This is a genomic window from Acinetobacter sp. SwsAc5, assembly GCF_013391485.1.
GTDB lineage: Bacteria > Pseudomonadota > Gammaproteobacteria > Pseudomonadales > Moraxellaceae > Acinetobacter > Acinetobacter towneri.
Genome location: NZ_JACAXD010000023.1, coordinates 1 through 22,939, shown reverse-complemented (window position 1 = coordinate 22,939; position 22,939 = coordinate 1). Strand labels below are relative to the sequence as shown.

At 40.9% G+C, this 22,939-nt stretch carries 26 protein-coding genes; 3 read left to right on the top strand and 23 right to left on the bottom strand.

All coding sequences use genetic code 11. The features are described 5' to 3' along the window. Window positions 1-3: 3 nt before the first annotated feature. The 21 genes from HYG89_RS12270 to HYG89_RS12170 all read right to left on the bottom strand — a co-directional run bounded on the left by HYG89_RS12270 (window position 4) and on the right by HYG89_RS12170 (window position 16,788). A complete protein-coding gene (locus tag HYG89_RS12270) occupies window positions 4-1,125 on the bottom strand; it encodes an enoyl-CoA hydratase/isomerase family protein (protein ID WP_004976784.1) in 1,122 nt (373 codons plus the stop codon). Continuing rightward, window positions 1,122-1,835, bottom strand: coding sequence for a uracil-DNA glycosylase (gene ung / locus HYG89_RS12265; RefSeq protein ID WP_104851898.1), 714 nt, complete (start codon window positions 1,833-1,835; stop codon window positions 1,122-1,124). The genes HYG89_RS12270 and ung overlap by 4 nt, the downstream gene beginning before the upstream one ends. Before the next feature lie 37 nt (window positions 1,836-1,872). After that, complete coding sequence (locus HYG89_RS12260) at window positions 1,873-2,469, bottom strand: 6-carboxytetrahydropterin synthase (RefSeq protein WP_104851897.1); 597 nt, start codon at window positions 2,467-2,469, stop codon at window positions 1,873-1,875. 175 nt (window positions 2,470-2,644) lie between these two features. Further along, entirely contained in the window at window positions 2,645-3,628 is a 984-nt protein-coding gene (gspK, locus tag HYG89_RS12255; protein WP_178867760.1) for a type II secretion system minor pseudopilin GspK, read from the bottom strand. Between the two features lie 13 nt (window positions 3,629-3,641). Beyond that, window positions 3,642-4,265, bottom strand: coding sequence for a type II secretion system minor pseudopilin GspJ (gspJ, locus tag HYG89_RS12250; protein WP_004976791.1), 624 nt, complete (start codon window positions 4,263-4,265; stop codon window positions 3,642-3,644). Then, window positions 4,262-4,642 carry a type II secretion system minor pseudopilin GspI gene (gene gspI, locus HYG89_RS12245; RefSeq protein WP_004976793.1) on the bottom strand — a complete coding sequence of 127 codons (381 nt, stop codon included), beginning with the start codon at window positions 4,640-4,642 and terminating at the stop codon, window positions 4,262-4,264. The genes gspJ and gspI overlap by 4 nt, the downstream gene beginning before the upstream one ends. Continuing rightward, entirely contained in the window at window positions 4,632-5,183 is a 552-nt protein-coding gene (locus HYG89_RS12240) for a Tfp pilus assembly protein FimT/FimU (RefSeq protein WP_178867758.1), read from the bottom strand. Before HYG89_RS12240 ends, gspI begins: the two co-directional genes overlap by 11 nt. A gap of 6 nt (window positions 5,184-5,189) precedes the next feature. Beyond that, on the bottom strand, window positions 5,190-5,804 hold the full coding sequence (locus tag HYG89_RS12235; protein WP_096901168.1) for a TetR/AcrR family transcriptional regulator: 615 nt from the start codon (window positions 5,802-5,804) through the stop codon (window positions 5,190-5,192). Window positions 5,805-5,897: 93 nt separating this feature from the next. After that, the gene (locus HYG89_RS12230) at window positions 5,898-6,671 is read right to left on the bottom strand and encodes a TatD family hydrolase (protein WP_004976800.1); all 774 of its coding nucleotides are present in this window, start codon (window positions 6,669-6,671) and stop codon (window positions 5,898-5,900) included. Window positions 6,672-6,695: 24 nt separating this feature from the next. Then, window positions 6,696-7,037, bottom strand: a complete 342-nt coding sequence (locus tag HYG89_RS12225; RefSeq protein WP_026438361.1) for a PilZ domain-containing protein — start codon at window positions 7,035-7,037, stop codon at window positions 6,696-6,698. A 10-nt stretch (window positions 7,038-7,047) separates the two neighbouring features. Next, window positions 7,048-8,037: a DNA polymerase III subunit delta' C-terminal domain-containing protein gene (locus HYG89_RS12220; protein WP_178867756.1), complete on the bottom strand. Its 990-nt coding sequence runs from the start codon at window positions 8,035-8,037 to the stop codon at window positions 7,048-7,050. Between the two features lie 14 nt (window positions 8,038-8,051). Beyond that, window positions 8,052-8,813, bottom strand: coding sequence for a 3-deoxy-manno-octulosonate cytidylyltransferase (gene kdsB, locus HYG89_RS12215; RefSeq protein ID WP_004976805.1), 762 nt, complete (start codon window positions 8,811-8,813; stop codon window positions 8,052-8,054). 11 nt (window positions 8,814-8,824) lie between these two features. Then, window positions 8,825-9,838 carry a tetraacyldisaccharide 4'-kinase gene (lpxK, locus tag HYG89_RS12210; RefSeq protein ID WP_178867754.1) on the bottom strand — a complete coding sequence of 338 codons (1,014 nt, stop codon included), beginning with the start codon at window positions 9,836-9,838 and terminating at the stop codon, window positions 8,825-8,827. Between the two features lie 3 nt (window positions 9,839-9,841). Further along, window positions 9,842-11,569 (bottom strand): lipid A export permease/ATP-binding protein MsbA, encoded by a 1,728-nt coding sequence (msbA, locus tag HYG89_RS12205; protein WP_178867752.1) that lies wholly within the window; start codon window positions 11,567-11,569, stop codon window positions 9,842-9,844. Further along, window positions 11,569-11,991, bottom strand: coding sequence for a biopolymer transporter ExbD (locus tag HYG89_RS12200; protein ID WP_004976812.1), 423 nt, complete (start codon window positions 11,989-11,991; stop codon window positions 11,569-11,571). Before HYG89_RS12200 ends, msbA begins: the two co-directional genes overlap by 1 nt. Before the next feature lie 9 nt (window positions 11,992-12,000). After that, a complete protein-coding gene (locus HYG89_RS12195; RefSeq protein WP_178867750.1) occupies window positions 12,001-12,648 on the bottom strand; it encodes a MotA/TolQ/ExbB proton channel family protein in 648 nt (215 codons plus the stop codon). A gap of 30 nt (window positions 12,649-12,678) precedes the next feature. Then, entirely contained in the window at window positions 12,679-13,566 is an 888-nt protein-coding gene (locus HYG89_RS12190; RefSeq protein WP_178867748.1) for a ParB/RepB/Spo0J family partition protein, read from the bottom strand. Continuing rightward, entirely contained in the window at window positions 13,563-14,345 is a 783-nt protein-coding gene (locus HYG89_RS12185; RefSeq protein WP_096901175.1) for a ParA family protein, read from the bottom strand. The genes HYG89_RS12190 and HYG89_RS12185 overlap by 4 nt, the downstream gene beginning before the upstream one ends. A 22-nt stretch (window positions 14,346-14,367) precedes the next feature. Then, window positions 14,368-15,000 (bottom strand): 16S rRNA (guanine(527)-N(7))-methyltransferase RsmG, encoded by a 633-nt coding sequence (gene rsmG / locus HYG89_RS12180; RefSeq protein WP_131261485.1) that lies wholly within the window; start codon window positions 14,998-15,000, stop codon window positions 14,368-14,370. Window positions 15,001-15,084: 84 nt separating this feature from the next. Then, complete coding sequence (murU, locus tag HYG89_RS12175) at window positions 15,085-15,774, bottom strand: N-acetylmuramate alpha-1-phosphate uridylyltransferase MurU (protein WP_178867746.1); 690 nt, start codon at window positions 15,772-15,774, stop codon at window positions 15,085-15,087. Further along, window positions 15,775-16,788: an aminoglycoside phosphotransferase family protein gene (locus tag HYG89_RS12170; protein ID WP_178867744.1), complete on the bottom strand. Its 1,014-nt coding sequence runs from the start codon at window positions 16,786-16,788 to the stop codon at window positions 15,775-15,777. It abuts the gene before it with no gap. A gap of 120 nt (window positions 16,789-16,908) precedes the next feature. Between HYG89_RS12170 and HYG89_RS12165 the strand changes: the two genes are divergently transcribed. Next, window positions 16,909-19,356: an LPS-assembly protein LptD gene (locus HYG89_RS12165; RefSeq protein ID WP_178867741.1), complete on the top strand. Its 2,448-nt coding sequence runs from the start codon at window positions 16,909-16,911 to the stop codon at window positions 19,354-19,356. Continuing rightward, window positions 19,356-20,657, top strand: a complete 1,302-nt coding sequence (locus tag HYG89_RS12160; RefSeq protein WP_178867739.1) for a peptidylprolyl isomerase — start codon at window positions 19,356-19,358, stop codon at window positions 20,655-20,657. The genes HYG89_RS12165 and HYG89_RS12160 overlap by 1 nt, the downstream gene beginning before the upstream one ends. Window positions 20,658-20,770: 113 nt before the next feature. On the opposite strand, the gene HYG89_RS12155 is transcribed toward HYG89_RS12160, so the two are convergent. Both HYG89_RS12155 and HYG89_RS12150 read right to left on the bottom strand, forming a co-directional pair. Beyond that, window positions 20,771-21,424: a hypothetical protein gene (locus HYG89_RS12155; protein ID WP_178867738.1), complete on the bottom strand. Its 654-nt coding sequence runs from the start codon at window positions 21,422-21,424 to the stop codon at window positions 20,771-20,773. Further along, window positions 21,402-22,214, bottom strand: a complete 813-nt coding sequence (locus HYG89_RS12150) for a DUF6502 family protein (protein ID WP_178867737.1) — start codon at window positions 22,212-22,214, stop codon at window positions 21,402-21,404. The genes HYG89_RS12155 and HYG89_RS12150 overlap by 23 nt, the downstream gene beginning before the upstream one ends. Before the next feature lie 257 nt (window positions 22,215-22,471). On the opposite strand from HYG89_RS12150, the gene HYG89_RS12145 reads away from it, so the two are divergent. Further along, window positions 22,472-22,834, top strand: a complete 363-nt coding sequence (locus HYG89_RS12145) for a hypothetical protein (RefSeq protein WP_178867736.1) — start codon at window positions 22,472-22,474, stop codon at window positions 22,832-22,834. The last annotated feature ends 105 nt before the right edge of the window (window positions 22,835-22,939 follow it).

Sequence of the window (22,939 nt, the reverse complement as noted above, 5' to 3'; positions counted from 1 at the left end):
GAATTAAATAATCTCGTATTGTTTCAATAACTCATTCCAGCTTTCAATGCTCGTCACAGGTGGATTGTCTGCAAAAATGGTTTTGAGCTGCACTGGCCCATTTTGCTGCCAAGCTGGTGCAAGGTCTTTATCGACCAAACGTGCGCGCACACCTTCGACAAAATCTGCGTGGCGAATTTTCCAGTCTGAAATTTGCGTTTCCAGTTCAAACACTTCATTCCAAGCGTGAACCTTCTTACCCCATTGCCATAGTAACCACGTTAAAGCTGCTGTGGTTGGTGAACCTTTTTGCAAGTTTTCACTGGCTTGACGTAACCAATCGCTACGTGCATCGCTTAGACCAATGATGGATTCATAATCACTTTCAAAACTCACACCACGGCACACGCTTTGAATCACATCCAAAGAATTCTGTAGCGGCCCAGGCCCTACAGGACGGTGCATGCTGTTCAAGGTATCATCAATGGCACGGAAGTCACCTGCAGGGTAATGATTCCAGTCAATATTAATGACTTTTTCTAATACAGAAGCGCGTTGTGCATCACAAATATGGGTTGCCCAACCAATACCATACGCACCTGCAGCAGTCATAATTGAACCCGTTAAACCTGTGAACAAGCCAATCGCACCACGGTCAGCCAAGAAACGAGTTGCCCCTACATCTGGGTATAAACCAATGTTAATTTCTGGCATAGCTAAACGTGAATACGGTGTCACCAAACGGAATGGTGCAGCCATAAATAGACCTAAGCCACCACCCATGACATAACCTTCACCCCACACTAAAACAGGCTTGGCATAGTTATGTAGCAACAAGTCCAACGCATATTCTTGCTCAAAGAATTTATTGGCAGTTGCAACCTCATCATTAATGACAAGCTGACGTAATTTACGCACATCACCGCCTGCACAAAATGCTTTTGGTGTGGTCGAATCTAGCCAAATTGCTTTTACGCTATCATCGGTATGAAAGTCTTCAAATACTGCCAATAATGCAGAAACAATAGATTCATCTAAAGCATGCAAAGATTTTGGGCGATTCAAACGTACAATGCGCCAACCGTTATTTGCTTCTTCGACAATTAAATCCGGATGATATTCTTTAGAAATGGGAGAATGTGTCATGCGTCCAGCTGCCAGTCTATAGGCTCAATGCCATTTTGTTTAAGATAATTATTTGATTTTGAAAATACTTTACATCCAAAAAAACCACCGCGGTTTGCTGCCAATGGGGATGGATGCGCTGCCTTCAAAATCAGATGTTTATTTGGATCTATACGTTGTCCTTTACGTTGTGCATACGCGCCCCACAAAATAAACACAATATGCTCACGTTGTTGATTTAACACATCAATCACATGATCTGTAAAATCTTCCCAACCCTGCTTTTGGTGCGAGGTTGGTTGTCCTGCTTCTACCGTTAACACGCTGTTGAGCAGCAATACCCCTTGCTCTGCCCAATGCGTTAAATCACCGTGTCTTGGAATAGGCACACCTAAATCTGTATGTAACTCATGGAAAATATTACGCAAAGATGGTGGCAATGCAACCCCTCTTTGTACAGAAAAACTAAGTCCATGTGCCTGATTAGGTCCATGATAAGGGTCTTGCCCAATAATCACGACTTTCACCTGATTTAAAGGCGTGGTATTTAAAGCATTAAATATCAGTGAACTTGGTGGATAAATCACCTTATTCTGTTGTTTTTCCTGCAACAAAAAACCGCGTAGCGCATCCATTTGTGGACTCAATAAAAATTCAGCTAGATTGTATTTCCAACTCTCATCTAACTGAACTTTATTTAAGCTCGCATATTGCTGCTCAGTAAAAGACATACCGCTATCAATCCTTGTTGATGTCTAATGATGTGATTTAAAGTTTAACTTGTAACTCGACATTCGGGTTTTGGAATGTCATCCCCTGTTTTAATTTTTCATACATTTGTGGGTCTGACCACTCTGTCTGTACTTGCTCAGAGAAATGAATTTGATCCAGACTCAGCAATCCCATCTGCGCATTTTCAATATCTTCCAAAAAGCTTTGTGCATAGCCAGTATCGGTTTCATGCACAATTACAGAATAGACCTCTACATCACCCTCCCCATTTTGTGTGATGGTCGATGCCAAAACTTGCTGTGCCAAATAAAAGAAAATACGTGAAAACTGCTCTGCCGATGGCGATACTGGTAAAGAAACCCAACGTGCGCTGAACGTTTTGCAGGCTTGAATATATGCAGGATCGTCCTGCTCCCAAAAACAAATGGCATGATCAAAAGCATCAAATAATTCTTTGATTACACCTTTAAGCAAACCAAAGTCATACACCATTTGTCCATGATCGAGTTTTGAAGCTTTCAGTAACAATTCTACTTTATAGCTATGACCATGAATCGAGCGCTTACAGCGGTCTGAAGTGCAATTACGCACAATATGCGCATTTTCAAACTTAAATAACTTTCGAATTAACATGGGTCTTAACGTCATCAAAATATTTGGGGGATATTCTTTTTAAGTATAATGCAAAACGTGAACAATAAGCCAATTTTAGCCCACAGATTGCCAGACAAAAATCGTAATGATCAGTTTCAGCACAGACATGCAATGCATTTACATCTAAATAGCAGCACAAGGTTAATGATGATACTTAAAATGGCGTCAGACTTCGCCCACTAACATTGACAGATTTTTCACTACGCACCAAATCACTGCTAAATTGACGTTTGCGCTCGCCCAATACCACTTCAATTTTGGCTTTAAAATAATGGGATTGTACACCCAATAAACCTGTAAATTCATTGCGTATCGCGCTATCGACAGCTTGAAAGCCATCTAACTCCCACAAAGCGTTTACATTGCTAAAGTGTTCCAAATTGGCATTACGACGATCAAGTAGATTTTGCACTACAACCACATCCAGTTTTTCATCTAAGCTCGCCAAAACCAAAGCAGGTGCGGTATTAATATTGATAGTGGTATCCCGTTTTGGCAAGGCACTCACATAAGGCGCAATTTGCTGATACTTCGTACCTTCAAAACCACGGACTTGTTTTAATTCTTCTGCGCTGTGAAATAAGCTATTGGGCGGTAAATGAGGAATTGCTAAACCTTGGTAATAACTCGACTCTGCACCCATTGCACCACTCGGCTCATCATCTGCATCTTGCCAGTCAATCACGGCTTCACTTAATTGAGCAGGTAGCCCAACACGCTGCAACAGCTTTTCAAAATATTTTTTTGCTTTTTCGTTCACTTGATCTTCGGTTGTCAGCAAACTATTTAAATTAAATTTCCCCGACTCATCTTGCAATACGCCCGATACATAACCATCTTCGACTGGAAATGGCGGCATCGGTTTTGCCCAGTTCTCTTGTAAATGATCAACTTGACCAGCATTTTCAGCATCATCTTGCAGTAATTCTGCAAAAAATACTTCGGCACTTTTGGCATATAACAATGCCTGATTTTGACGCATCAAATACGCGGTATTTTCACTGGTGTACATTTGCCGCTTGGCAATGGTCGCTGCCAAAATCGTGGCTAAAGCAACCAACATCAAAATCGTAATCAAGGCGATGCCTTGTTGTGATTTGATGATGCTACCTAAGCGCTGAGTCGATTTCGAATACATTGCCATTGTGCCTTTAATTGTCTTTCTTCTTTAAAAAATCAGTCTGCAATAAGCTAAATATCCATTCATATTGCACGTCACGCACGGTTAAATTTATTTTTATTCCTTTCGGGAGTAGCCTTAATTGTTCAGTTTGCTGCGAATCGACACTACTTTCAGGCCAACTACTTAATTCATTTGGATTCAATACCATAATCTCAAAGGCTTCAACTTCATCCAACATCACGCTCGACTCAGGCTGATCATTGCCCGTTTGATGCAAATTACGATATTTTAAACGATACAATTTTTTTTCATCGGCACGATATTGATATTCAACACGCTCATGGGGTGAAATACCCTGCTGCAAAGGATCGGTCACCCCTGTTTTACTGAAATTAAAGCGTCCATTTTGTAAAACTAAAGCAGGTTGTTGCTGCCCTTTAACATTGGCCGTTAATGGAACAGCCTGCATCGTGTCACGTAATATTTGTTGATAGCTTTCTTGCAACTGCTCTAAATTGGCTTCATGCATCGCATTGCGATCTTTGACTTTGGCGAGATAATCAAATACTTTCCAACCCAAAGCAGACAGCACTGCAAAAATTGCAATAGCGACTAGCAACTCAACTAAAGTGAAGCCTTTCTTTGTACTCATGATTGCTGCTCACGGGCATTAAAAAACACCAAAGAAGTCACTCCTGCTTCAACTTGTCCTGTGTCTTGATTATATAAACTGATTTGAAGATCGACACGTTGCACATTCGGACTAATGGTTGGCTGTGTGGACTTGTCAATTTGCCATGTTTCGCCCTGTTGTGTCACTTGCTTTGACTCTGTTCCACTTAACCATTGCCGATTCATTTCCATCAATGCCACTTCATTCAAAGCCACAAATTGTGCTTTGGTTCTTAAAATTGCATTGGCGGTGGATTGGGTATATTGCATCGCCACTTTGGTCATTGCCATAGCTGCTGTTGCAAAAATTGCCAAAGCCACCATAACTTCAAGTAGTGTAAATCCTTTAGCTTTCATGGATTTTTCCTAAATGATCGACCTCTATTTCCGCACCTACAGGACGCTGTTCTAAATAGAACTGAATACGCACAGGTTTGGCTTCACCATTGCCCAGCCAAATCAGTGCAGGCACATTACTTTGCAACAACTCACTGTTGTTAGCATTTGGATAGCTTTGTTCTAAAGATAAAATTTGGATAGAAACTTGTTCAGGTAAAGTTCTTCTTTTAAATTCGCTATAGCTTTGCCATTTTTGATTATTTTGTAGGCTTAATTGTTGTTCTGTGGCATAAGGCTGATATTCCAACACATCATAACGCGCAGGCGAAACATCGGTTGCTTGATGCAAATTGAGTGCAAAAATACGCGCTTGATCATTGGCTTCACGATTCAGCTTACGCAAATCCAATAAAAACACTTCCCGCGCCTGCATGGCTTTACGCTGATCAACACCACCGATATTCATTAAAACCAGCGATGCCATAATCGCCATAATGACTATCACCACCATCAATTCAATGAGCGTAAAACCGCGAACCGAAGACAGGGGTGTGTTCATAGCGTATTAATTCAATTGCTCGAAAGATTGTGCTTGTTTGGGCATCGCCAACGCTTGATCGATATAGGCCACACGTAAAGTATCCCGCGAACCTAAATAACGCTGATAGAAACTTGAGTTTAAAATGGCTGCCGCACCATGCGTAAGTGCCCAAATTGAAGCCAGATAATCACGCACTTCCATCTGACTATTAATAGATTCCAAATATTGTTCAGTCATACGGATAATGATGCGTAATCGGCTTTTACGAACCTGATATAGTTCACTAAACAACAAGCCAATGCCAACACCCGTTGTAGAAAGGCGTTCTTCAATTTGATGAAAAAGCACAGTACGTTCAGGATGATGTAAGTGATGCAGCATAAAAAATGCTAGATGTTCAGGAAACTGTTTTTCCGCATCTTTAATCATTTCTAGCAACATGCGCTCATTACGAATAATGAGCAACATATATAGTTCATCTTTACTTTGAAAGTGTTTATATAGAGTACCTTTGGCCAAATCCAGTTCTGCTGCCAAAGCATCAAGGGTCATTCCTGCTTCACCATTTTCCAAAAGCAACTGCTCTGCCACTTGGAAAATTAACGTTTCTCTTGCTCGAAACTGAGCCTGACGATCCATCTTCACCCGATAAACTCTCTTTTCACTATTCAATCAATGGAAATTTTTAATATCACCAGAACATTAAATTTTTGCATCATTCCACTATGCAAATTAATGTCCTTTGAGCAGGTTTTCAAAGTTTTGTGTTGTTATGAAAGCCATTTCCTCTAAGGACTTATCATATACATCACTTAGGGCTTTGGCTACATACGGAACGTATTTTGGCTCATTTGTCTTACCGCGATATGGCACAGGTGCCAAATATGGACTATCAGTTTCAATTAAGACACGGTCTAAAGGTACTTGCTTAGCCACATCACGTAAATCTTGCGCATTTTTAAAGGAAACAATGCCTGAAAACGACACATAATAACCACAATCTAACACCGCTTTGGCGGTTGCCCAGTCTTCAGTAAAGCAATGTAATACACCATGCGTCGATTTTTCCGCACGGATAATATCTACTGTATCTTGCTTGGCAGCACGGGTATGTACCACCACAGGTTTTTTTACAGCTTGTGAAGCATGAATATGCCGTGCAAAACAGGCTTTTTGCTCTGCGACAAAATCGGTACTGTGAAAATAGTCCAAACCTGTTTCGCCCAAAGCCCAGACTTTGTCTGCTTGTGCTAAAGCAATCAGTTGCTCGGTGGTGGCACGCGCCATATTTTCAGCATTTTCACAAGGATGCACACCCACGCTATAACCAACATCGGCATGGCGTGCTGCAATTTTTGACAATGCAATATGATCGTCTAAATCGACAGAGATACCCATAATTTTAGACACACCCGCTAGGCGTGCCTGTGCAATTGCTGCATCTAAGTCACCATCATAAGGGCTTAAATCCAACATCGTTAAATGACAATGTGTATCTACAAACACGATTTTTTCCTAAAAGCAAACAACCTACATAGTGTAACTGTTACGGTTGTCAGACTTAAGCCCCGCAAGGATTCTTTCGGCTTCAGATTTGTAATAAACGCCTTTTTCACCGCTCAGTTGAATGCCAAAGCCCTGCAATTTGATGCCGTTTTGCTTTTGCGAAATCCAGATGACTTTTCCTGTAAGTGGAATTTTTTGTGATTGTTCAGGCAAAGTTGCAAGCACGAAGATTTCTTCACCCATTTTTACAGGTTGTTTTGAGGGTACAAATAAGCCACCGCCCACAACGTATGGCATATAACTTAAATATAGCGTTTCGACATCAGGAATATTGGCCTGAATAATACCGCCCATACGTGGTTGCATCATGTTCCCCTTAAATATTCATCAACTTAATACATAATTGATCAAGCACTAGATTACTTTGCACGTTTTGCTCAAGCATTGGCTTGGCTTGCTGTAATTCTGCATATAAACCAAACAGACTTTCTAAGTCATATTGTTCAGCCAAATGCTGCAAAGTGGTGCTTAAATCCAAATTTTTAATGCTTTGATTTAGCTTGACACAAATTAAATCACACAACAAGTATTCAAACATCTGACTAAAATCAGTAAAGCTCAGCGCCTTGTTCCACTTGGTTGCGATTGCCATCGGCATATTTTTTTGCGTTACCAGTTTAGACCAGTCTTTGAGAAAATCTGTACGCTGTTCCAGCCATTCTGCCTGTGCCAACTGCAAAGCCTGCAATGGCATTTGATTAGACAAATTCATCAACAATTGCTGTTTGTTCGCATCTAAATCGGGCAAATGCTGCTGCAAATATGCCGTAGCCTGTGCAGCATCAATACGGTCTAAAGCAAAATGCTGCAAACGGCTACGAATGGTTGCAGGTAATTTAAGATAATGATCTGCCAGCAAAATAATCACGATGCGATCACCCGGTTCTTCGAGGGTTTTCAGCAACGCATTGGAAGATGCAATATTTAAGGCTTCAGCAGGTTCAATCACAATCACCCGCCAGCCATCTACCGTTTGCTGGACAAAAGGTAATAAATCACGGATCTTCTCGATCTTAATTTTCGCGTTTTGCTTTTTATTCTCTTCATCGGTGCTGATATAGACATAATTCGGATGTGTATCTGATTTTAACCACTGACAACTGCTACATTCACCACAAGGCTGTGACTGCACATCACGCTGTTGGCATAAAATCCAAGCCACAAATTGCTGTGCAAAGGCTTCTTTACCACAACCCTGTTTGCCAAAAAACAATAAACCATGCCCCATTTTGGGAAATCGCCCTGTCAGGTTTTCCCAAACTTGTTGCTGCCAAGGATATACTTGTCCAATTACATCACATTGCATGGTCGGTGATTCACTCACTCAAAATGGGCAATATCCATTGCATTTAAACGGTCTAAGTCTGCTTGGGTATCTACACCCGGTGGTAAATTGGCTTCTGCAACTGCAATGGCAATACGATGTCCATTTTCCAAGACACGCAATTGCTCTAGGCTTTCCAGCTTTTCCAATGTTCCCATTTCCCAAGTCACATATTCTTGCAGCAATTCCACACGGTACGCATACAAACCTAAATGGCGATACGCATGTGCATGCAATTGTGGTGTCGCTGCTTTCGCACCATCACGGTCATAAGGAATCGTGGCACGGCTAAAATACAAAGCCTGATTGTGTTTAGACATGACCACTTTAACAATGCTGTCGCGAGTAAATTCATCTAGTTGCTGAATCGGCTCACATAGCGTAGACATCGAGCATTCAGGTTGAGCTTCTAACAACTGCGCCACTTGTTGCACCAATTGCGCAGGCAAAAGTGGCTCATCGCCCTGCACATTGACGATAATATCGTTTTTATCCCAACCTTTAATGCGCGCCACTTCACTTAAACGATCTGTACCTGATGGATGGTCTGCCGAAGTCAGCACTACATCTACACCTTCGGCACGGCATAATTCTGCAATACGAGCATCATCGGTCGCCACACACAAGTCATCAAAACCTGCCACTTTTTTTGCTTGATCAACCACACGTAAAATCATGGCACGACCATGAATTTCCAGTAAAGGTTTGCCTGGCAGGCGTGAACTAGCATAACGTGCAGGGATAACAATGTGCTTCATAATTTTCCTTATCATGGTCTTTCAAGCAGGTTTAAACCCAATTGTTTCAATTGTTGATGTAAGGTGACATAGCAGGCCGATGACAATACTGCATCTACAGGTACAACCCAAATTTCACGCTGAAAATCTGGATATTGTTTTAACAGAGGCAATAACTTTACTGCATCTTTTTCTGTGGTAATCATCGGTTGCGAATCTTCAAACTGCAAATCGGTAATTTCATAGTCATGGTGGTCTGGAAACTCATGGCATTGAAATTGGGTCACACCCATCGACTCTAAAGTTTTATAAAACCGCTCAGGAAAGCCAATGCCCACGACAGCATAAAAATTTTGGGTCGGATCAAAAATTAATTCTTGTGCGGGATGCAATAAGTATGGCGCTGCAACGGCCAAATGCATATTTAATTCAGAACTCGGTTGCGCTGCATGTTCAATCACCGTGGCATGCTCTAATCGAGATTTTGGTTCACGCAAATAACCTTCGGGCAATATTTTCTCGTTACCCAAACCACGATTATTATCTAAAACAATCCATTCCAATTGACGGTTTAAAGCCAAATGCTGCAAACCATCATCACTAATAATTAAATCCAATTCATGCTGTGCAAGTAACAATTCAATACTTTTTTGACGATTTGGCCCCACAGCCATCGGTACGCCTGTAGATTGCACAATCAAAGTCGGTTCATCGCCCACTACGTCAACATTAGCGTCAATGCTGACATAGGCTGGAAATGGGCCTTTTCCGCCATAACCACGGCTAATCACGCCAACACGAACATCTAAACTTTGTAGATATTTGACCAAGTGAATCAGCAAAGGGGTTTTGCCGCTGCCACCCACAGTAATATTGCCAATCACCATCACAGGTACGGGCGCGGTATAAGCGGTTTTAATACCTGAACGATATAAGTTTTGATTGAGCAAACTCACGCCACGGTACAATAAAGACAAGGGCCTAAGCACAACCAGCCATTTGGCCTGTTGCTGCCAAGCGTCCTGAATAAATTGTGCCAAAGACATGAATTAATGTTCCTCGAAGTTACGCTGATGCAACTGAAAGTACGCACCTTTTTGCGCCATGAGTTCCTGATGAGTACCTTGTTCTAAAATACGTCCCTGATCCATCACTACAATACGGTCAGCATTTTCGATGGTAGATAAACGGTGTGCAATGACAATGGTGGTACGGTCTTGCATAGCCGCATCAAATGCACGTTGAATAAAGTATTCAGATTCATTGTCTAAAGCACTGGTGGCTTCATCTAAAATTAAAATTGGTGCATTTTTTAAGATTGCACGTGCAATGGCAATACGTTGTCGCTGACCACCAGACAAATTCAAGCCTTGCGCACCTAATGCTGTGTCGTAGCCTTGCGGTAAAGCCATAATAAAGTCATGTGCATAAGCCGCTTTGGCTGCAGCAATCACTGCTTCATCACTCGCACCTTCAAGCTGACCATAGGCAATATTTTCACGTACCGTACGATTGAACAATACCACTTGCTGATTGACCATCGCAATTTGTGAACGCAGGCTATTCAGCTCAATGTCACTAATATCATGCTGATCAAACAAAATTTGCCCTGAGGATACTTCCTGAAAACGCACCAACAGATTGACCAATGAGGTTTTTCCCGCACCTGAACGCCCAACCAAAGCCACAGTTTCACCTGCTTTGACATCCAAGTTGAAATCATGAATGGCATGGTGACCATCGGAATACACCAAATTCACATTTTTAAATTGCAAATTACCTTTTAAGTCTGGTGTAAGCGTCCCGTGATTGTCTTCTTCAGGCATATCGAGCAGTTCAAAGACTGAATGCGCTGCTGCCAAACCGCGTTGTAATTTTTCATTAATATCGGTAAGAGCTTTAATTGGCTTGCTCAACATACCTGCGGCAGTAATGTAGGCTACAAACTCGCCTGCTGAAATATCACGTAGAATTTCTGGGCGTAAGGCAATCCAGATAATAATTGCCAAAGCAATGGACATAATGAACTGCACCACAGGGCTGTTCAATTGCTGCACTGCCACCATCTTTAAACCACGACGCAGGTTTTCTAAAGAGTTTTCTTTAAATCGGCTTTGTTCATAGGTCTGACCACCAAAACCTTTGACGACCAAATTACCATTCACCGTTTCTTGCACCACGTGGTTTACATCCCCCATGGTGTCTTGTACTTGAATAGATAAACGACGCATGCGTTTTGCAGCTTTACGAATCAGCAAGCCAATTAATGGGCCAAATACCAATATACATAAGGTCAAACGCCAGTTGGTATACAGCAAATAGCCGAGCAAGCCGAGTGTAATCAAACCCTGTTGTACCAATGTACGCAGCGATTCTGTAGATGCAGCGGTCAACTGCTCTACGTTATACATAATTTTGGCAGTAATGTGCCCACTGGTATTATCTAAGTAATACTGTGCAGGTAAACGCAGCAATTTAGCAAAGACTTCCTGACGGATATTGAATACCAAATTACGTGAAATCACTGCGGTATAGTAACCGCCAATAAAAGTTCCCAAACCACGGAAAAACATCAGTGCAATGACTAATAGCGGAAATAGTGTGGTGAAAGATTGGTCACGCTCCTGAATGGCATTAATAATTTTTTCCAAGAGTTTTGCCACAGATACTTCTGTGGCTGCATTAATGGCGAAACCGATAATCACCAAGATTGCCAAGCCCCAAAATGGGAGCAAATATCTCAGAAGACGGCGATAGACCTGTAAATCCTTCTTCACTAATAACCTCGAGTTGGGACTTTCGTACTGATATTGATGTTGACGAAACCAAGTTGTCCTGCGACATCCATAACTCGAATCACATCTTGATGAGTGGCTTTGGCATCTGCAGCAATGATAAACATTAAATCACGTCGATCTTGAGAAATTTGTTTAATTGCTGTGCTCAAATCTGCCACTTCCTTAGTCGAAAGTGCCTGACCATTGACAGAATAATGCCCTGAAGAATCTACCACGACTTCAATTTTATGTTCATAAGATTTTGGTGGTACGCCTTGCGCATCTGGCAAAGTTAAATTCATACGGCTAAATTGGTTAAATGTGGTCGAAAGCAACAAAAACACCAGGATGAACAGTAAACAGTCAATCATTGGAGTCAGGTTAATATGAATATCTTCAACTTGCGAGCGTTTGAATTTCATAAACTCACCTTAGCTTACTTTTTTCACATCTTGCACATCCGCATCAAGCTGATGAGGTTGACTCTGATGAAATAATCCTGCGTGAAACAAAGTCGCTTGCTGCTCTAACTCAGCAGTATATTCTTGCACCAAACGCTGAAAATAACGATAGGCAAATAAGGCTGGAATTGCAATTAACATACCTGCAGCAGTGGTAATTAAGGCTTTAGAAATCCCTGGAATCATTAAGGTTGGATTACTTGCACCCACATCAATCACTAAAAATGATTCAATAATCCCTAGCACTGTACCCAATAAACCCAATAATGGCGCAACTGCACTGAGCGTACCCAAGAAGTTGATATTTTTTTCTAAATAACCAATTTCTTGTGAAGCTGTCGCTTCCATTTGTGCACGCGCATAGTGTTCTGATTGTTGTTTATTACGCGCACCCGCCTCAAAAATACGACCTAGTGTACTGTTTTTTAAGCTGGCACTTTGATTCAGTTGTTGCAACGCAGTCGCTAAACTTTGTCCGCGGTTGAGCAACAACGCATTGGGCAAAATACCCGTACGCTTTAAACGCATAAAACGCTCAATGGTAATTGCAACGGTAAATACCGAGCACAATACCAACGGCAGCATCAGCCAGCCACCTGCTTTTACCAATTCCCACATTCGCTTTCCCCAATAAAATACGAATTAAAATTAATCGGACAGGCAAATATTTAAAATACCATCCAGCTCTTCCAGAGAGTGATAACTGATGGTCAATTTGCCCTTACCTTGCTTGTTATAATCAATTTTAACATCTGCACTAAAACGCTCAGAAAGACGTTGCGTGAGTTGTTGAATATCAGGCGCAATAGCCGTTTTCGGCTTTTCTTGTTTTGGCGCATTAAAGTCACGTACCAACTGTTCGGTTTGACGTACCGATAAATTCTTTTCAATTACATGCTGCGCGACTTTGAGCTGATCTTTAGCTTTCAAAGTTAAAATAGCACGTGCATGACCCATATCTAGCAAGCCTTGCTGCATCAACTCTTTAACAGGCTCAGCCAAAGTGAGTAAACGCAATAAATTACTGACCGTGGTACGTGCTTTACCTACTGTTTCGGCAATTTCTTGATGACTCAAGCCAAACTCATCGTGAAAGCGTTGTAACGCCATTGCCTGATCAATTGGGTTGAGGTCTTGACGCTGAATGTTTTCAATTAATGCCAAAGCAATCGCGACCTGATCGGTCAAATCACGCACAATTGCAGGAATTTCAGTTAAACCTGCCAACTGTGCAGCACGCCAGCGACGCTCACCTGCAATAATTTCATAAGGATGTTGTTCGTCATCTATCGGACGAATCACAATTGGCTGCATTACACCATGTTTTTCAATAGATGCCCCCAACTCCTGTAAATCTTGCTCTTGAATAAAGCGACGCGGTTGATATTCACCACGTTTTAATAAATTGACATCAATTTGTTTTAGCTGACCATGATCTAAAGATTGCACTTCAAGTTGTAATTTTTCTTTCTGGATTGACCCCAATAAGGCATCCAAACCACGACCTTTGGCTAATCCGCGTTTTTTTGTGGTCATGCTTTACTTCCTTTTTTCACTTTGCTTTTTTTCAACATTTCAGCTGCTAAATTCAGGTAGGCAACTGCACCCTTCGAGCTTTTTTCAAAATAAATGACGGGTAAACCGTGTGCAGGTGCTTCTGCCAAGCGTACATTACGCGGAATCACGGTATCGTATAATTTTTTACCAAAATAGTGCGATAATTCTTCAGACACGTCACGGGTTAAGGCATTACGCGCATCATACATGGTACGCAATACGCCAATAATTTCTAAATCAGGATTGAGTGCTTGTTGAATACGGTCAATGGTTTGCGTCAGGTCAGCCAAACCTTCAAGTGCATAATATTCGCACTGCATTGGAATGATTACACTTTGCACTGCTGCTAAAGCGTTTACTGTAATTAAGCTTAAACTTGGTGCACAGTCGACAATAATATAATCAAAGTCTTTGGCAACTTCTTGCAAGGCATTGCGCAAAATAAACTCACGCCCCTCTTGCTCAGCAATCACCAATTCAACCCCAGCCAAATCACGATTGGCACCCAAAACTTTATAACCAACTTCTGCCTTGCTAATTGCAGTTTCAATCGGCACTTCGCCCAACAATACATCGGTCACTGAATACAGCAAATCATTTTTTTGAATGCCTGAACCCATGGTGGCATTGCCTTGTGAGTCCATATCGACCAATAAAATGCGCTTTTTCAAAACAGCCAAAGATGCTGCCAAATTTACTGCGGTTGTGGTTTTTCCGACACCACCTTTTTGGTTCGCAATCGCAATAATTTGTGCCATGATCACCCCAGTCCTTTGAAAATTAGATACGTTTTAATAAAAGTAAATGACGTTGTTCGTCTAAGCGCGGAACTTTGAGCTCGATAATTTCACAGCTGAATTCATCTTTCAATGCCTCTACTTCATCGGCAGGAATCAAACCTTTCATAGATGCAATAATACTTTGCTCATGCATAAATGGTTTTGACGCGGCTACAAAGTCAGTTAAAGATGCAAAAGCACGACTGGTAATTACATCAAACTGACCTAACTCGCGGATGCTGTCTTCATTTTCAACACGGGTCTGAACTGCCACGACGTTTTTCAGTTTTAAATCGGCAATAAACTGTTTTAAGAAACGAATCTTTTTACCATTCGAGTCCAATAACACGCAATCGCGCTCAGGCTGACACAAGGCAATAATCATGCCCGGCATACCACCGCCAGTACCAATATCCAGTAAACGACCTGCAGGCAAATCTTTGAGGATGCTCAGACTGTCTAGCAAATGCTTCACTAGCATTTCTTTCGGGTCACGAATTGCAGTGAGGTTGTACGCTTTGTTCCATAGCACCAAAGCATCTTGGTATTTGAGTAATAAATTTAAAGCCTCATCACTGAGCTCTAAACCTAAAGCCTGACTACCTTGCTTGAGTTCCTGAAAAAACGAATGCATCACAATTCACATCTCGAAAAAGTTAATGGAAGTATACCGATTTATAGTTGCAGTCATAGGGGCGAATGCTTAGTGAATATGCACTTAAGCGTACACACCCTGCTGAATTTGTTGATCTAGCGCATTTAATCGTTCAGGAGTGCCAACATCCACCCAAACACCCTGCAATTTCTGTGCAGAAATTTTTTCTTGCTGCATGGCTTGTTTGAGCAATGGCGCAAGCGGACGTTTGCCCGATTCCAAACCGTTAAACATTTGCGGATGCATCACCGCCACGCCACTATAAGTCAGATTTTCACCTGAGCGTGCTTGCTCAAAAGTATAGGCTTTGTTTGCAGCCAAAGTGAAATCACCTTGCGGATGCTGCACAGGGTTTTCCACCAAAACCAAATGTGCCAAGTCGTCTTGAAGCTGCACATTTAATAGTGGCGCAAAATCCATGGTGGTCCAAACATCGCCATTCACCAATATAAAAGGTTCATTGCCCAATAATGGCAACGCATTGATGATGCCACCTGCAGTTTCTAAGCCTTCGCCTTCATGCGACCACAAAATTTTCACACCAAACTGAGAACCATCACCCAAAGTATCTGCAAGTTTTTCACCCAACCATGCCGTATTGATGACAATTTCCTGCACACCCATCTTTTGTAATTTTTCGATGTGCCACACAATTAGAGGTTTTCCACCGACTTCCAATAAAGGTTTAGGCGTATGCAGTGTTAAAGGACGCATACGATTGCCCATTCCTGCGGCAAGAATCATGGCTTTCATTTAGGCAACCACCTCATACTGACCATATTTGGCTGTAAATTTTGGCATTAGTGTCGTGTGAATAAAGTGCATAAATGGTTGTAATTCTGAATAAGGCTTACTTTCTTCAAGTAAATACCACATCACGCGCGGTAAATCTTTGAGATAACCCGATTTGCCATCACGTTCAAACAGGCGCACAAAAATACCTAAAATTTTGATATGGCGCTGAATTGCCATCATATCGGCATCTTTTTTAAATTGTTCAAAATCACGATCTTGCTTAGATGCTGCTGGCAACAAGTCATAGAACATTTTAAACCAGCGATACACACGCTCAGCATTCCACTGCACATAAGCATCACGTGTAATTGAAATCAGGTCATAGGTGTCTGCACCAATCACTGCATCCTGAAAATCAATTACACCTAGCTCGGTATCATCATTAATTTTCATTAAGTTCCGACTATGAAAATCACGATGTACTATCACTTGTGGCTGCGCCAAAGCAGCATTGGCCAAAATCGCAAATGTACGTTTAATTAATGCACTTTCTTCAGCCGTTGGCTGAATCTGTAAAGCGGGCAATAACCAGTCGGTGAGTAGCTCCATTTCACTGATCAACTTGTCATACGAATATCCAGGGAAATGTGCCGCACCATCAATCGCTTGTAATTGAATCAGTTGCTTAAAACACTGTGCATAATAGTCATCTACAGTCTGATCATTCAGCAAGGTAGATAATAAGACATCACCAAAATCTTCCAACAGCAAAAAGCCTTGTGTGAGGTCTTTGGCCACAATTTTGGGTACACGCACAGCATTGGCAGCAAAAAATTCATCAATCGTGACAAAAGGACCACAATCTTCTTTTTCTGGTGGTGCATCCATAAGCATAAATGTTTTATTATTCAATTTGATTCGTGCGTAACGACGGAAACTTGCATCGCCTGCTAAAAAATGAGTTTCAAATTGATCTGAACCAAGTACAGATGTTATCCATGTTTGTATCAATTGTTCGCGTTGTGTATTCATTTGCAATAAATTCTAATACAGGCTGAGTTTTTAAAGTGTTAAGTGTAGCTACTTCTGCGCTTTTTCTCTATGATGCGACAATAATTAATTGCGATTAAGCACTCTTGGTTGATGAGATAAATGAAGCATCAGTTTAAATTTAATCCTTTAGCGACTGCGGTCTTAACTCTGTTATGTGGTCACTCTGTTTCCAGTTATGCACAGACAGCAGATCAGGCTTCATCGGTCAGTCATATTGACAACCAACGGCTTAAACAAAGTATTCAAGAGACTTACCCAGGTCAGCAATTCTTTGAGCAATATTATGTTGATAAAGCAACGCCCGAAGCGCAACAACAATTTGGTAACACAGCCAGCTCGGCTTATTGTAAAGGTGCTTGGCTGACACCTATCAGTTCAAATACAGTTGCTGTAGACGCTGCAGAAGCAACCTCTACCGTTACTGCCGATTATGGTCACTATGACCCAAATGGCGATTCCGTCTTAGAAGGCAATGTCCTGATTGACCAGCAAGGCCGTCAAATTCGCGCCGATAAAATTACCATTGATCAGACCCAAACCTTTGCCAAAGCCGAAGGTCGTGTTCAAATGGCACAAGCTGGTTTACTTGCGCAAAGTGATGAAATTAACTACAACCTTAAAACTCAGCAAGGCGATTTAAATAACAGTTTTTATATTGCTGAAGAACAGCATGCTCATGGCATGGCAGAAAAAATTGCACGTACCTCAACCAATACCATGGTACTCAATAACGCCACCTACAGCACCTGCCCGCCCGAGCAAGCGCCAACCTGGAAAATTCAAGCCAACGAAATTAAGCTCAATCAGGAAACTGGACGCGGTGAAACACGCGGTACAAAACTATATGTAAAAAATGTACCGGTCATGGCTGTGCCTTATTTTAACTTTCCGATTGACGACCGCCGCACGACAGGTATTTTGACCCCAAGTTTTGGTTTTACCAATGATGGTGGTGTCGAACTTTCTGTACCTGTGTATTTGAACCTAGCACCTAATTACGATGCAACCGTTAGCCCGCGTTATATTGCAGATCGTGGCGCGATGCTAGAAGGTGAATTCCGTTATTTAACTGAAAATTTTGGTTCAGGTAAAATTTGGGGCGGTTATTTAGCATCGGATGCCAAATATGATGACCAAGACCGTAAAGACTTACATTTTTTACACGGTTGGCAAATCAACGAACAATTTTCAACCAACTTAGAATATAACTATGCATCGGACAAAGACTACTTTGCCGATTTAAATAACAACCCGAACTCTAAAACCGACCTAAATTTACGTCGTGCTTGGGAGTTGAATTATCGTAATGGCATACCGGGTTTAAAAGCACAGCTCAAAGTTGAAGATTTCCAAACCCTGGATAAGACGATTCCATCTGTGGATCGCCCTTATGCACGCCTACCACAATTTTTATTGAACTATAAAACGGGCAATCCTCAAGGCTTCCAAGTCGAATTTAATAACGACACAGCTTACTTCAAAAAAGATCTAGCTGCGCAAGATGGGGAACCAAGTGGTACGCGTATTTATAATGACTTTGCAGTGCGTTACAACTACCGTAACCCGTGGTCATTTGTGATTCCAGAAGTATCGTTACGCAACATCAACACCTTCTATGATAAAGAAACTCTAAGTACAGACACGTATAAATCTTCAAGTAAAAGTGAGTCGGTTACTGTTCCGCAATTCACTTTAGACACAGGGATTACCTTTGAAAAAGATGGTCGCTTCTTGCAAGCCATTACCCCGCGCGCGTTCTATGCCTATGCACCGTACCGCAATCAAAACGACCACCCAAACTTTGACTCTGCAACAGCTTCGATTAATTATGACCAGTTGTTCAGTCCAAACCGTTTCTATGGTCATGACCGTTTAGAAGACAACAACTTTTTGTCTTTGGGTTTAAACTATAGCCTATTTGATGAAATTGGTTTGGAACGCCTTAGAGCAGGAATTGGTCAAAGTTTTTACTTTGAAGATCGTCGTGTCACGCTGGATAATACCGAAGACGAATTTAATACGGAAAACCGTACTGGGCCAATTGTTAGCCTAACCAGTCAGCTAAGCCAAAACCTTAGTGTAGGTGCCAATGCTGCATGGATGTCAAATGGCGACAATGCACAGCGCAGTGTCAATATGCTTTACACGGGTGATCAAGGCAACTTATATAGCTTTGGTTATATTAACCGCCGTGTTATTCCAAACCGTCAAGATCATTATGATCAAGTCGTGGCATCGTTTATTCAACCTATTCACAACAACTGGCGCATTTTAGGTCATGCTCAATATGACCTAGACAACAGCGTTGCGCGTGAATATTTGCTAGGTGTGAACTATGAGTCGTGCTGTTGGGGCATCTCAGTCTATGGTCGCTCTTACTATAACGACTTGGATGATGTGACGGATGCGGGCGTTAAACCCAAACGTGCCATTATGGCAGAGTTAAATTTAAAAGGTTTAGGCAGTTTCAATAATAAACTTGCATCTTTACTTGAAAACCGTATTTTAGGTTTTAATAAAATTAATCAATCTTGGACACAACGTTAATGAAAATAGAACAGTTAAAACGATTTTTAAAAGCATCTACCTTGGCACTTTGCATGACAGCAGCGCTGCCTGCATTTGCTGCGAATGATCAAATTGTGGCTGTAGTTGACAATAGTGTCATTTTAAAAAGTGATTTAGCGCAAAGCGTGGTTGAACTCAAACAACAACTTGAAATGCAAAAGCGCCCTGTTCCGCCACAACACATTTTAGAACAACAAGCTTTAGAACAACTGATTGTACGCCAAGCGCAATTAGAACAAGTCAAACGCTATAACATTAAAGCTGATGAAAAATCCCTGAATGAAGCTGTGTTAAAAGTTGCACAGCAAAATGGAAGCAATAGCTTAGAGGCTTTTCAGCAAAAGTTAGATAAATCATCTCCTGGCAGTTATGCGTTTTTACGTAATCGTATTGCCGAAGATTTAGCTATGAATCGTTTGCGTCAGCAAGTGGTGATGTCACGTATTCAAATTAGCGATCAAGACGTTGATAACTTTCTTAAAACCCCACAAGGTCAGGCTGCCTTAGGCAACCAAGTCCATATTTTGCATGTGCGTGTTTCTGGAGCAGAAAATGCCGCACAAGTTGCGCAACAAGTCAAAGCTGAATTGGCGCAGAACAATGACATTCAAGCCATTAGTAAAAAATATACAGGCAATGGTGTAACCGTTCAGTCTGCAGACATGGGTTTACGTAACTTGACCGATATTCCCGCGGAACTTGCTGCACGTATTACGCCATTAGATGTGGGGCAAACCAGTGAACTGATTGAAGTCCGTGATGGTATTCATGTCGTAAAATTACTGGAGCGCAAAAGTACTGAGCAACGTGCACTAGTTCCACAATATCAAACTCGACATATCTTGATTCAGCCAAGTGAAGTCGTAAGCCCTGAAAATGCGAAACACATGATTGACAGTATTCACAACCGTTTAAAAGCGGGTGAAGACTTTGCAACCTTAGCAGCGACGTTCTCTAATGACGCTGGCTCTGCACGTGATGGTGGTAGCTTGGGTTGGGTTAATCCTGGGGTTATGGTACCTGAATTTGAAAACCAAATGAAAAATACTGCAAAAGGTGAAATTAGCGCACCATTCCAAACCCAGTTTGGTTGGCATGTACTGCAAGTGACCGATACACGCCAGCAAGATATGACTCGTGAATACCAAGAACGTATGGCACGTCAAATACTAGGTGAACGCCAGTTTGATACTGAATTGGACAGTTGGTTACGTGAAACACGCAACAATGCTTTTGTAGAAATCAAAGACCCAAGCCTAGATCGTAAAAAGAACTCCTAAGCGCATATAGCTTTTAGAGCTTTAGATCACAATCAAAACCAGTGCCACCGCACTGGTTTTTTTATTTGCAAGGGTATCTGCTCAAACTTATGTCCTCATCCGTTCGACTTTCATCAAGAAAAGTTTTTATTTTCTATTAGTTCCAATGGTAGCTGCAATTCTCCACACTCTTCTTCTGGCTCAGATGGGATAGTAATTTTGACTTGATTATTTAACTGCCATACTCCTTTTACAGGTTCAAATAACTTGTATTTAAGCTGAAAAATACGCTCTTCATCTGGCATTAATTCAACTTTTTTAATAATGGAACACTGCATCTCAGGAAATAATTGATCTTTTGTTTCAGTATTATAAAAATCTAAAGGCACATTGCAATCAGGATATTCTAATATCACTTTATCCGAATAATTATTAAGAAAAGATAATTTAATCTCTATAGGAGTACCTTTATCTTTATCAACTTTTAGATCATACGAAGCATCTTTACGTAAATCTGTTTTTTGATATAAATCCAAAAATTGAATTTCACGAACGACTAGACCATACAAATCAGTTGCAGCCCCAGATAGTCTTAACGTATATTGATCCTGTTTAAAGACATCATCACTATTGCTGTCGTTAGCATTCCCAAGACCAGGTGGAGGTGGAAGCCCATTACCTGTACCTTCTAAACTAGCTCCCCCTACACTAAAATCCTGTCCACAACCAATCATTGTTAAAAATAAAACATTAAAGCAAAATAGCTTAACCATTTTCTTCACGGTCATGTTGATAAACCCCAAATATAAAAGTTTTAGAAGCATCTAGCTTGCCTTCATCCTCTGTACATTTTTCAGAAGCTAGCTTGAGTAGTTGTAGTGAATATTCGTGCCACAATTTTAGACTTTGATCACGTAAAAACTGAACAGATGCTTCTGTTAAGCCATCCGCACACACAGCTTGTTCTAAAAAGTTTGTCTGATTATTTTCAAATAAATTATGTAAACCTGCAGCCAGATGGGATTGTAAATTTTTAATCAAAATTTTACGAGCTTCTTGTAAAGAAGGATCAGGAATAAACTGTCCTTTTTGCAAGAAAATATTACCCTCTTTTTCAAGTACTATGCCTAATCGGATCAACTCATTTAACACAGACCTAGGATGGCGTTCAGTAGATACTTTTTTTACCAGAATTTCGAAATTATTTTCTTCATCACTACTGAATGGTAAACATTCTCCCCAGCCTTCTGCTAACCACAAACCTATAACCCGAGAAGGAACACTAATTGGTTCAGAGATATTTGCTTCAGTCAAAGGCTTACCCGCCAGCTTTGTCTCTTTATATGCACTGACATCCTTACGGTGTAGACCAGATAATAAACTAATAGCAGAAATAGTAGGCTTTTGATCAATCCTTTCTAATTCTTGAAGAGCCTGTTGATAAAAAATTGGTTTTAAAGCAGCTGAAAATTCTGTATATCCAACACCAGAACGAATTAACCATTGGCTAAGATAATCCATGAGTGCAAGCACTTGCTTTAAATTAAACTCAGCATCATTAGTAGGAAGTTTAGTCATTACACCAACAGCAATAGAATTACAATTGAAATTTTCTCACTATTTTTAGTCTCTTACAAATTATATCAGATGAATTTTCATATCTTGTGAAATAAAAATACTCACAACCTGGCTCTCACTATATCACTTTTTAATTTTTTACTATTTAACGTTCATCTATTTACAACTGTTAATTAAATATTCTATCATAAAAATGCGAATTTTTCGCATCCCTAAACAAAGTATTCAATTTAAATAATCATCGTTAAGGAGTAAGTATGATGAAAATTTCACCCCTGATTCTTCTGTTTACCATTTATGCTAGTTCAACGTCTTCTTATGCTGGCTTTGCAGACAGTTTAAGAGATCTAAGAGGAACCTTAAGTCAAATTAACGAAACGACCAAAGAAGTAGCAGGTACAGCCAAAGAAATGACTAAGTTTCGTGGTAATGATGAAACATCTAAAGATATTGAACGTACTATAGGACAAAAATTAACCCCAAAACTAAACAACTTACCGCTTTATGAAACGTCTAATAAATCAAGCAAAGTAAAAACTAAGCTTTCTAAAAATTCTGACATTATTTATGCAGGTAATGTCAGCTCAAATGGATTAATAGAGGTGGTCCCACTTGTTTGAACAACTAAAAGCGTATTTATAAGTGATATTCCGCTCTAGTTAAGCCACCTTGTTTTGTTGGGGTAGCTGATCATAGTAAAACTCATTTGGTGTCATTTTGTCTAG

Bases quoted from the DNA above. Each gene is read 5' to 3' on its own strand.
- HYG89_RS12270 (WP_004976784.1), bottom strand. From the start codon at position 1,125: ATGACACATTCTCCCATTTCTAAAGAATATCATCCGGATTTAATTGTC.
- ung (WP_104851898.1), bottom strand. From the start codon at position 1,835: ATGTCTTTTACTGAGCAGCAATATGCGAGCTTAAATAAAGTTCAGTTA.
- HYG89_RS12260 (WP_104851897.1), bottom strand. From the start codon at position 2,469: ATGTTAATTCGAAAGTTATTTAAGTTTGAAAATGCGCATATTGTGCGT.
- gspK (WP_178867760.1), bottom strand. From the start codon at position 3,628: ATGTATTCGAAATCGACTCAGCGCTTAGGTAGCATCATCAAATCACAA.
- gspJ (WP_004976791.1), bottom strand. From the start codon at position 4,265: ATGAGTACAAAGAAAGGCTTCACTTTAGTTGAGTTGCTAGTCGCTATT.
- gspI (WP_004976793.1), bottom strand. From the start codon at position 4,642: ATGAAAGCTAAAGGATTTACACTACTTGAAGTTATGGTGGCTTTGGCA.
- HYG89_RS12240 (WP_178867758.1), bottom strand. From the start codon at position 5,183: ATGAACACACCCCTGTCTTCGGTTCGCGGTTTTACGCTCATTGAATTG.
- HYG89_RS12235 (WP_096901168.1), bottom strand. From the start codon at position 5,804: ATGGATCGTCAGGCTCAGTTTCGAGCAAGAGAAACGTTAATTTTCCAA.
- HYG89_RS12225 (WP_026438361.1), bottom strand. From the start codon at position 7,037: ATGCAACCACGTATGGGCGGTATTATTCAGGCCAATATTCCTGATGTC.
- HYG89_RS12220 (WP_178867756.1), bottom strand. From the start codon at position 8,037: ATGCAATGTGATGTAATTGGACAAGTATATCCTTGGCAGCAACAAGTT.
- kdsB (WP_004976805.1), bottom strand. From the start codon at position 8,813: ATGAAGCACATTGTTATCCCTGCACGTTATGCTAGTTCACGCCTGCCA.
- lpxK (WP_178867754.1), bottom strand. From the start codon at position 9,838: ATGTCTTTGGCACAATTTATTCAGGACGCTTGGCAGCAACAGGCCAAA.
- HYG89_RS12200 (WP_004976812.1), bottom strand. From the start codon at position 11,991: ATGAAATTCAAACGCTCGCAAGTTGAAGATATTCATATTAACCTGACT.
- HYG89_RS12195 (WP_178867750.1), bottom strand. From the start codon at position 12,648: ATGTGGGAATTGGTAAAAGCAGGTGGCTGGCTGATGCTGCCGTTGGTA.
- HYG89_RS12190 (WP_178867748.1), bottom strand. From the start codon at position 13,566: ATGACCACAAAAAAACGCGGATTAGCCAAAGGTCGTGGTTTGGATGCC.
- HYG89_RS12185 (WP_096901175.1), bottom strand. From the start codon at position 14,345: ATGGCACAAATTATTGCGATTGCGAACCAAAAAGGTGGTGTCGGAAAA.
- rsmG (WP_131261485.1), bottom strand. From the start codon at position 15,000: ATGCATTCGTTTTTTCAGGAACTCAAGCAAGGTAGTCAGGCTTTAGGT.
- murU (WP_178867746.1), bottom strand. From the start codon at position 15,774: ATGAAAGCCATGATTCTTGCCGCAGGAATGGGCAATCGTATGCGTCCT.
- HYG89_RS12170 (WP_178867744.1), bottom strand. From the start codon at position 16,788: ATGAATACACAACGCGAACAATTGATACAAACATGGATAACATCTGTA.
- HYG89_RS12165 (WP_178867741.1), top strand. From the start codon at position 16,909: ATGAAGCATCAGTTTAAATTTAATCCTTTAGCGACTGCGGTCTTAACT.
- HYG89_RS12160 (WP_178867739.1), top strand. From the start codon at position 19,356: ATGAAAATAGAACAGTTAAAACGATTTTTAAAAGCATCTACCTTGGCA.
- HYG89_RS12155 (WP_178867738.1), bottom strand. From the start codon at position 21,424: ATGACCGTGAAGAAAATGGTTAAGCTATTTTGCTTTAATGTTTTATTT.
- HYG89_RS12150 (WP_178867737.1), bottom strand. From the start codon at position 22,214: ATGACTAAACTTCCTACTAATGATGCTGAGTTTAATTTAAAGCAAGTG.
- HYG89_RS12145 (WP_178867736.1), top strand. From the start codon at position 22,472: ATGATGAAAATTTCACCCCTGATTCTTCTGTTTACCATTTATGCTAGT.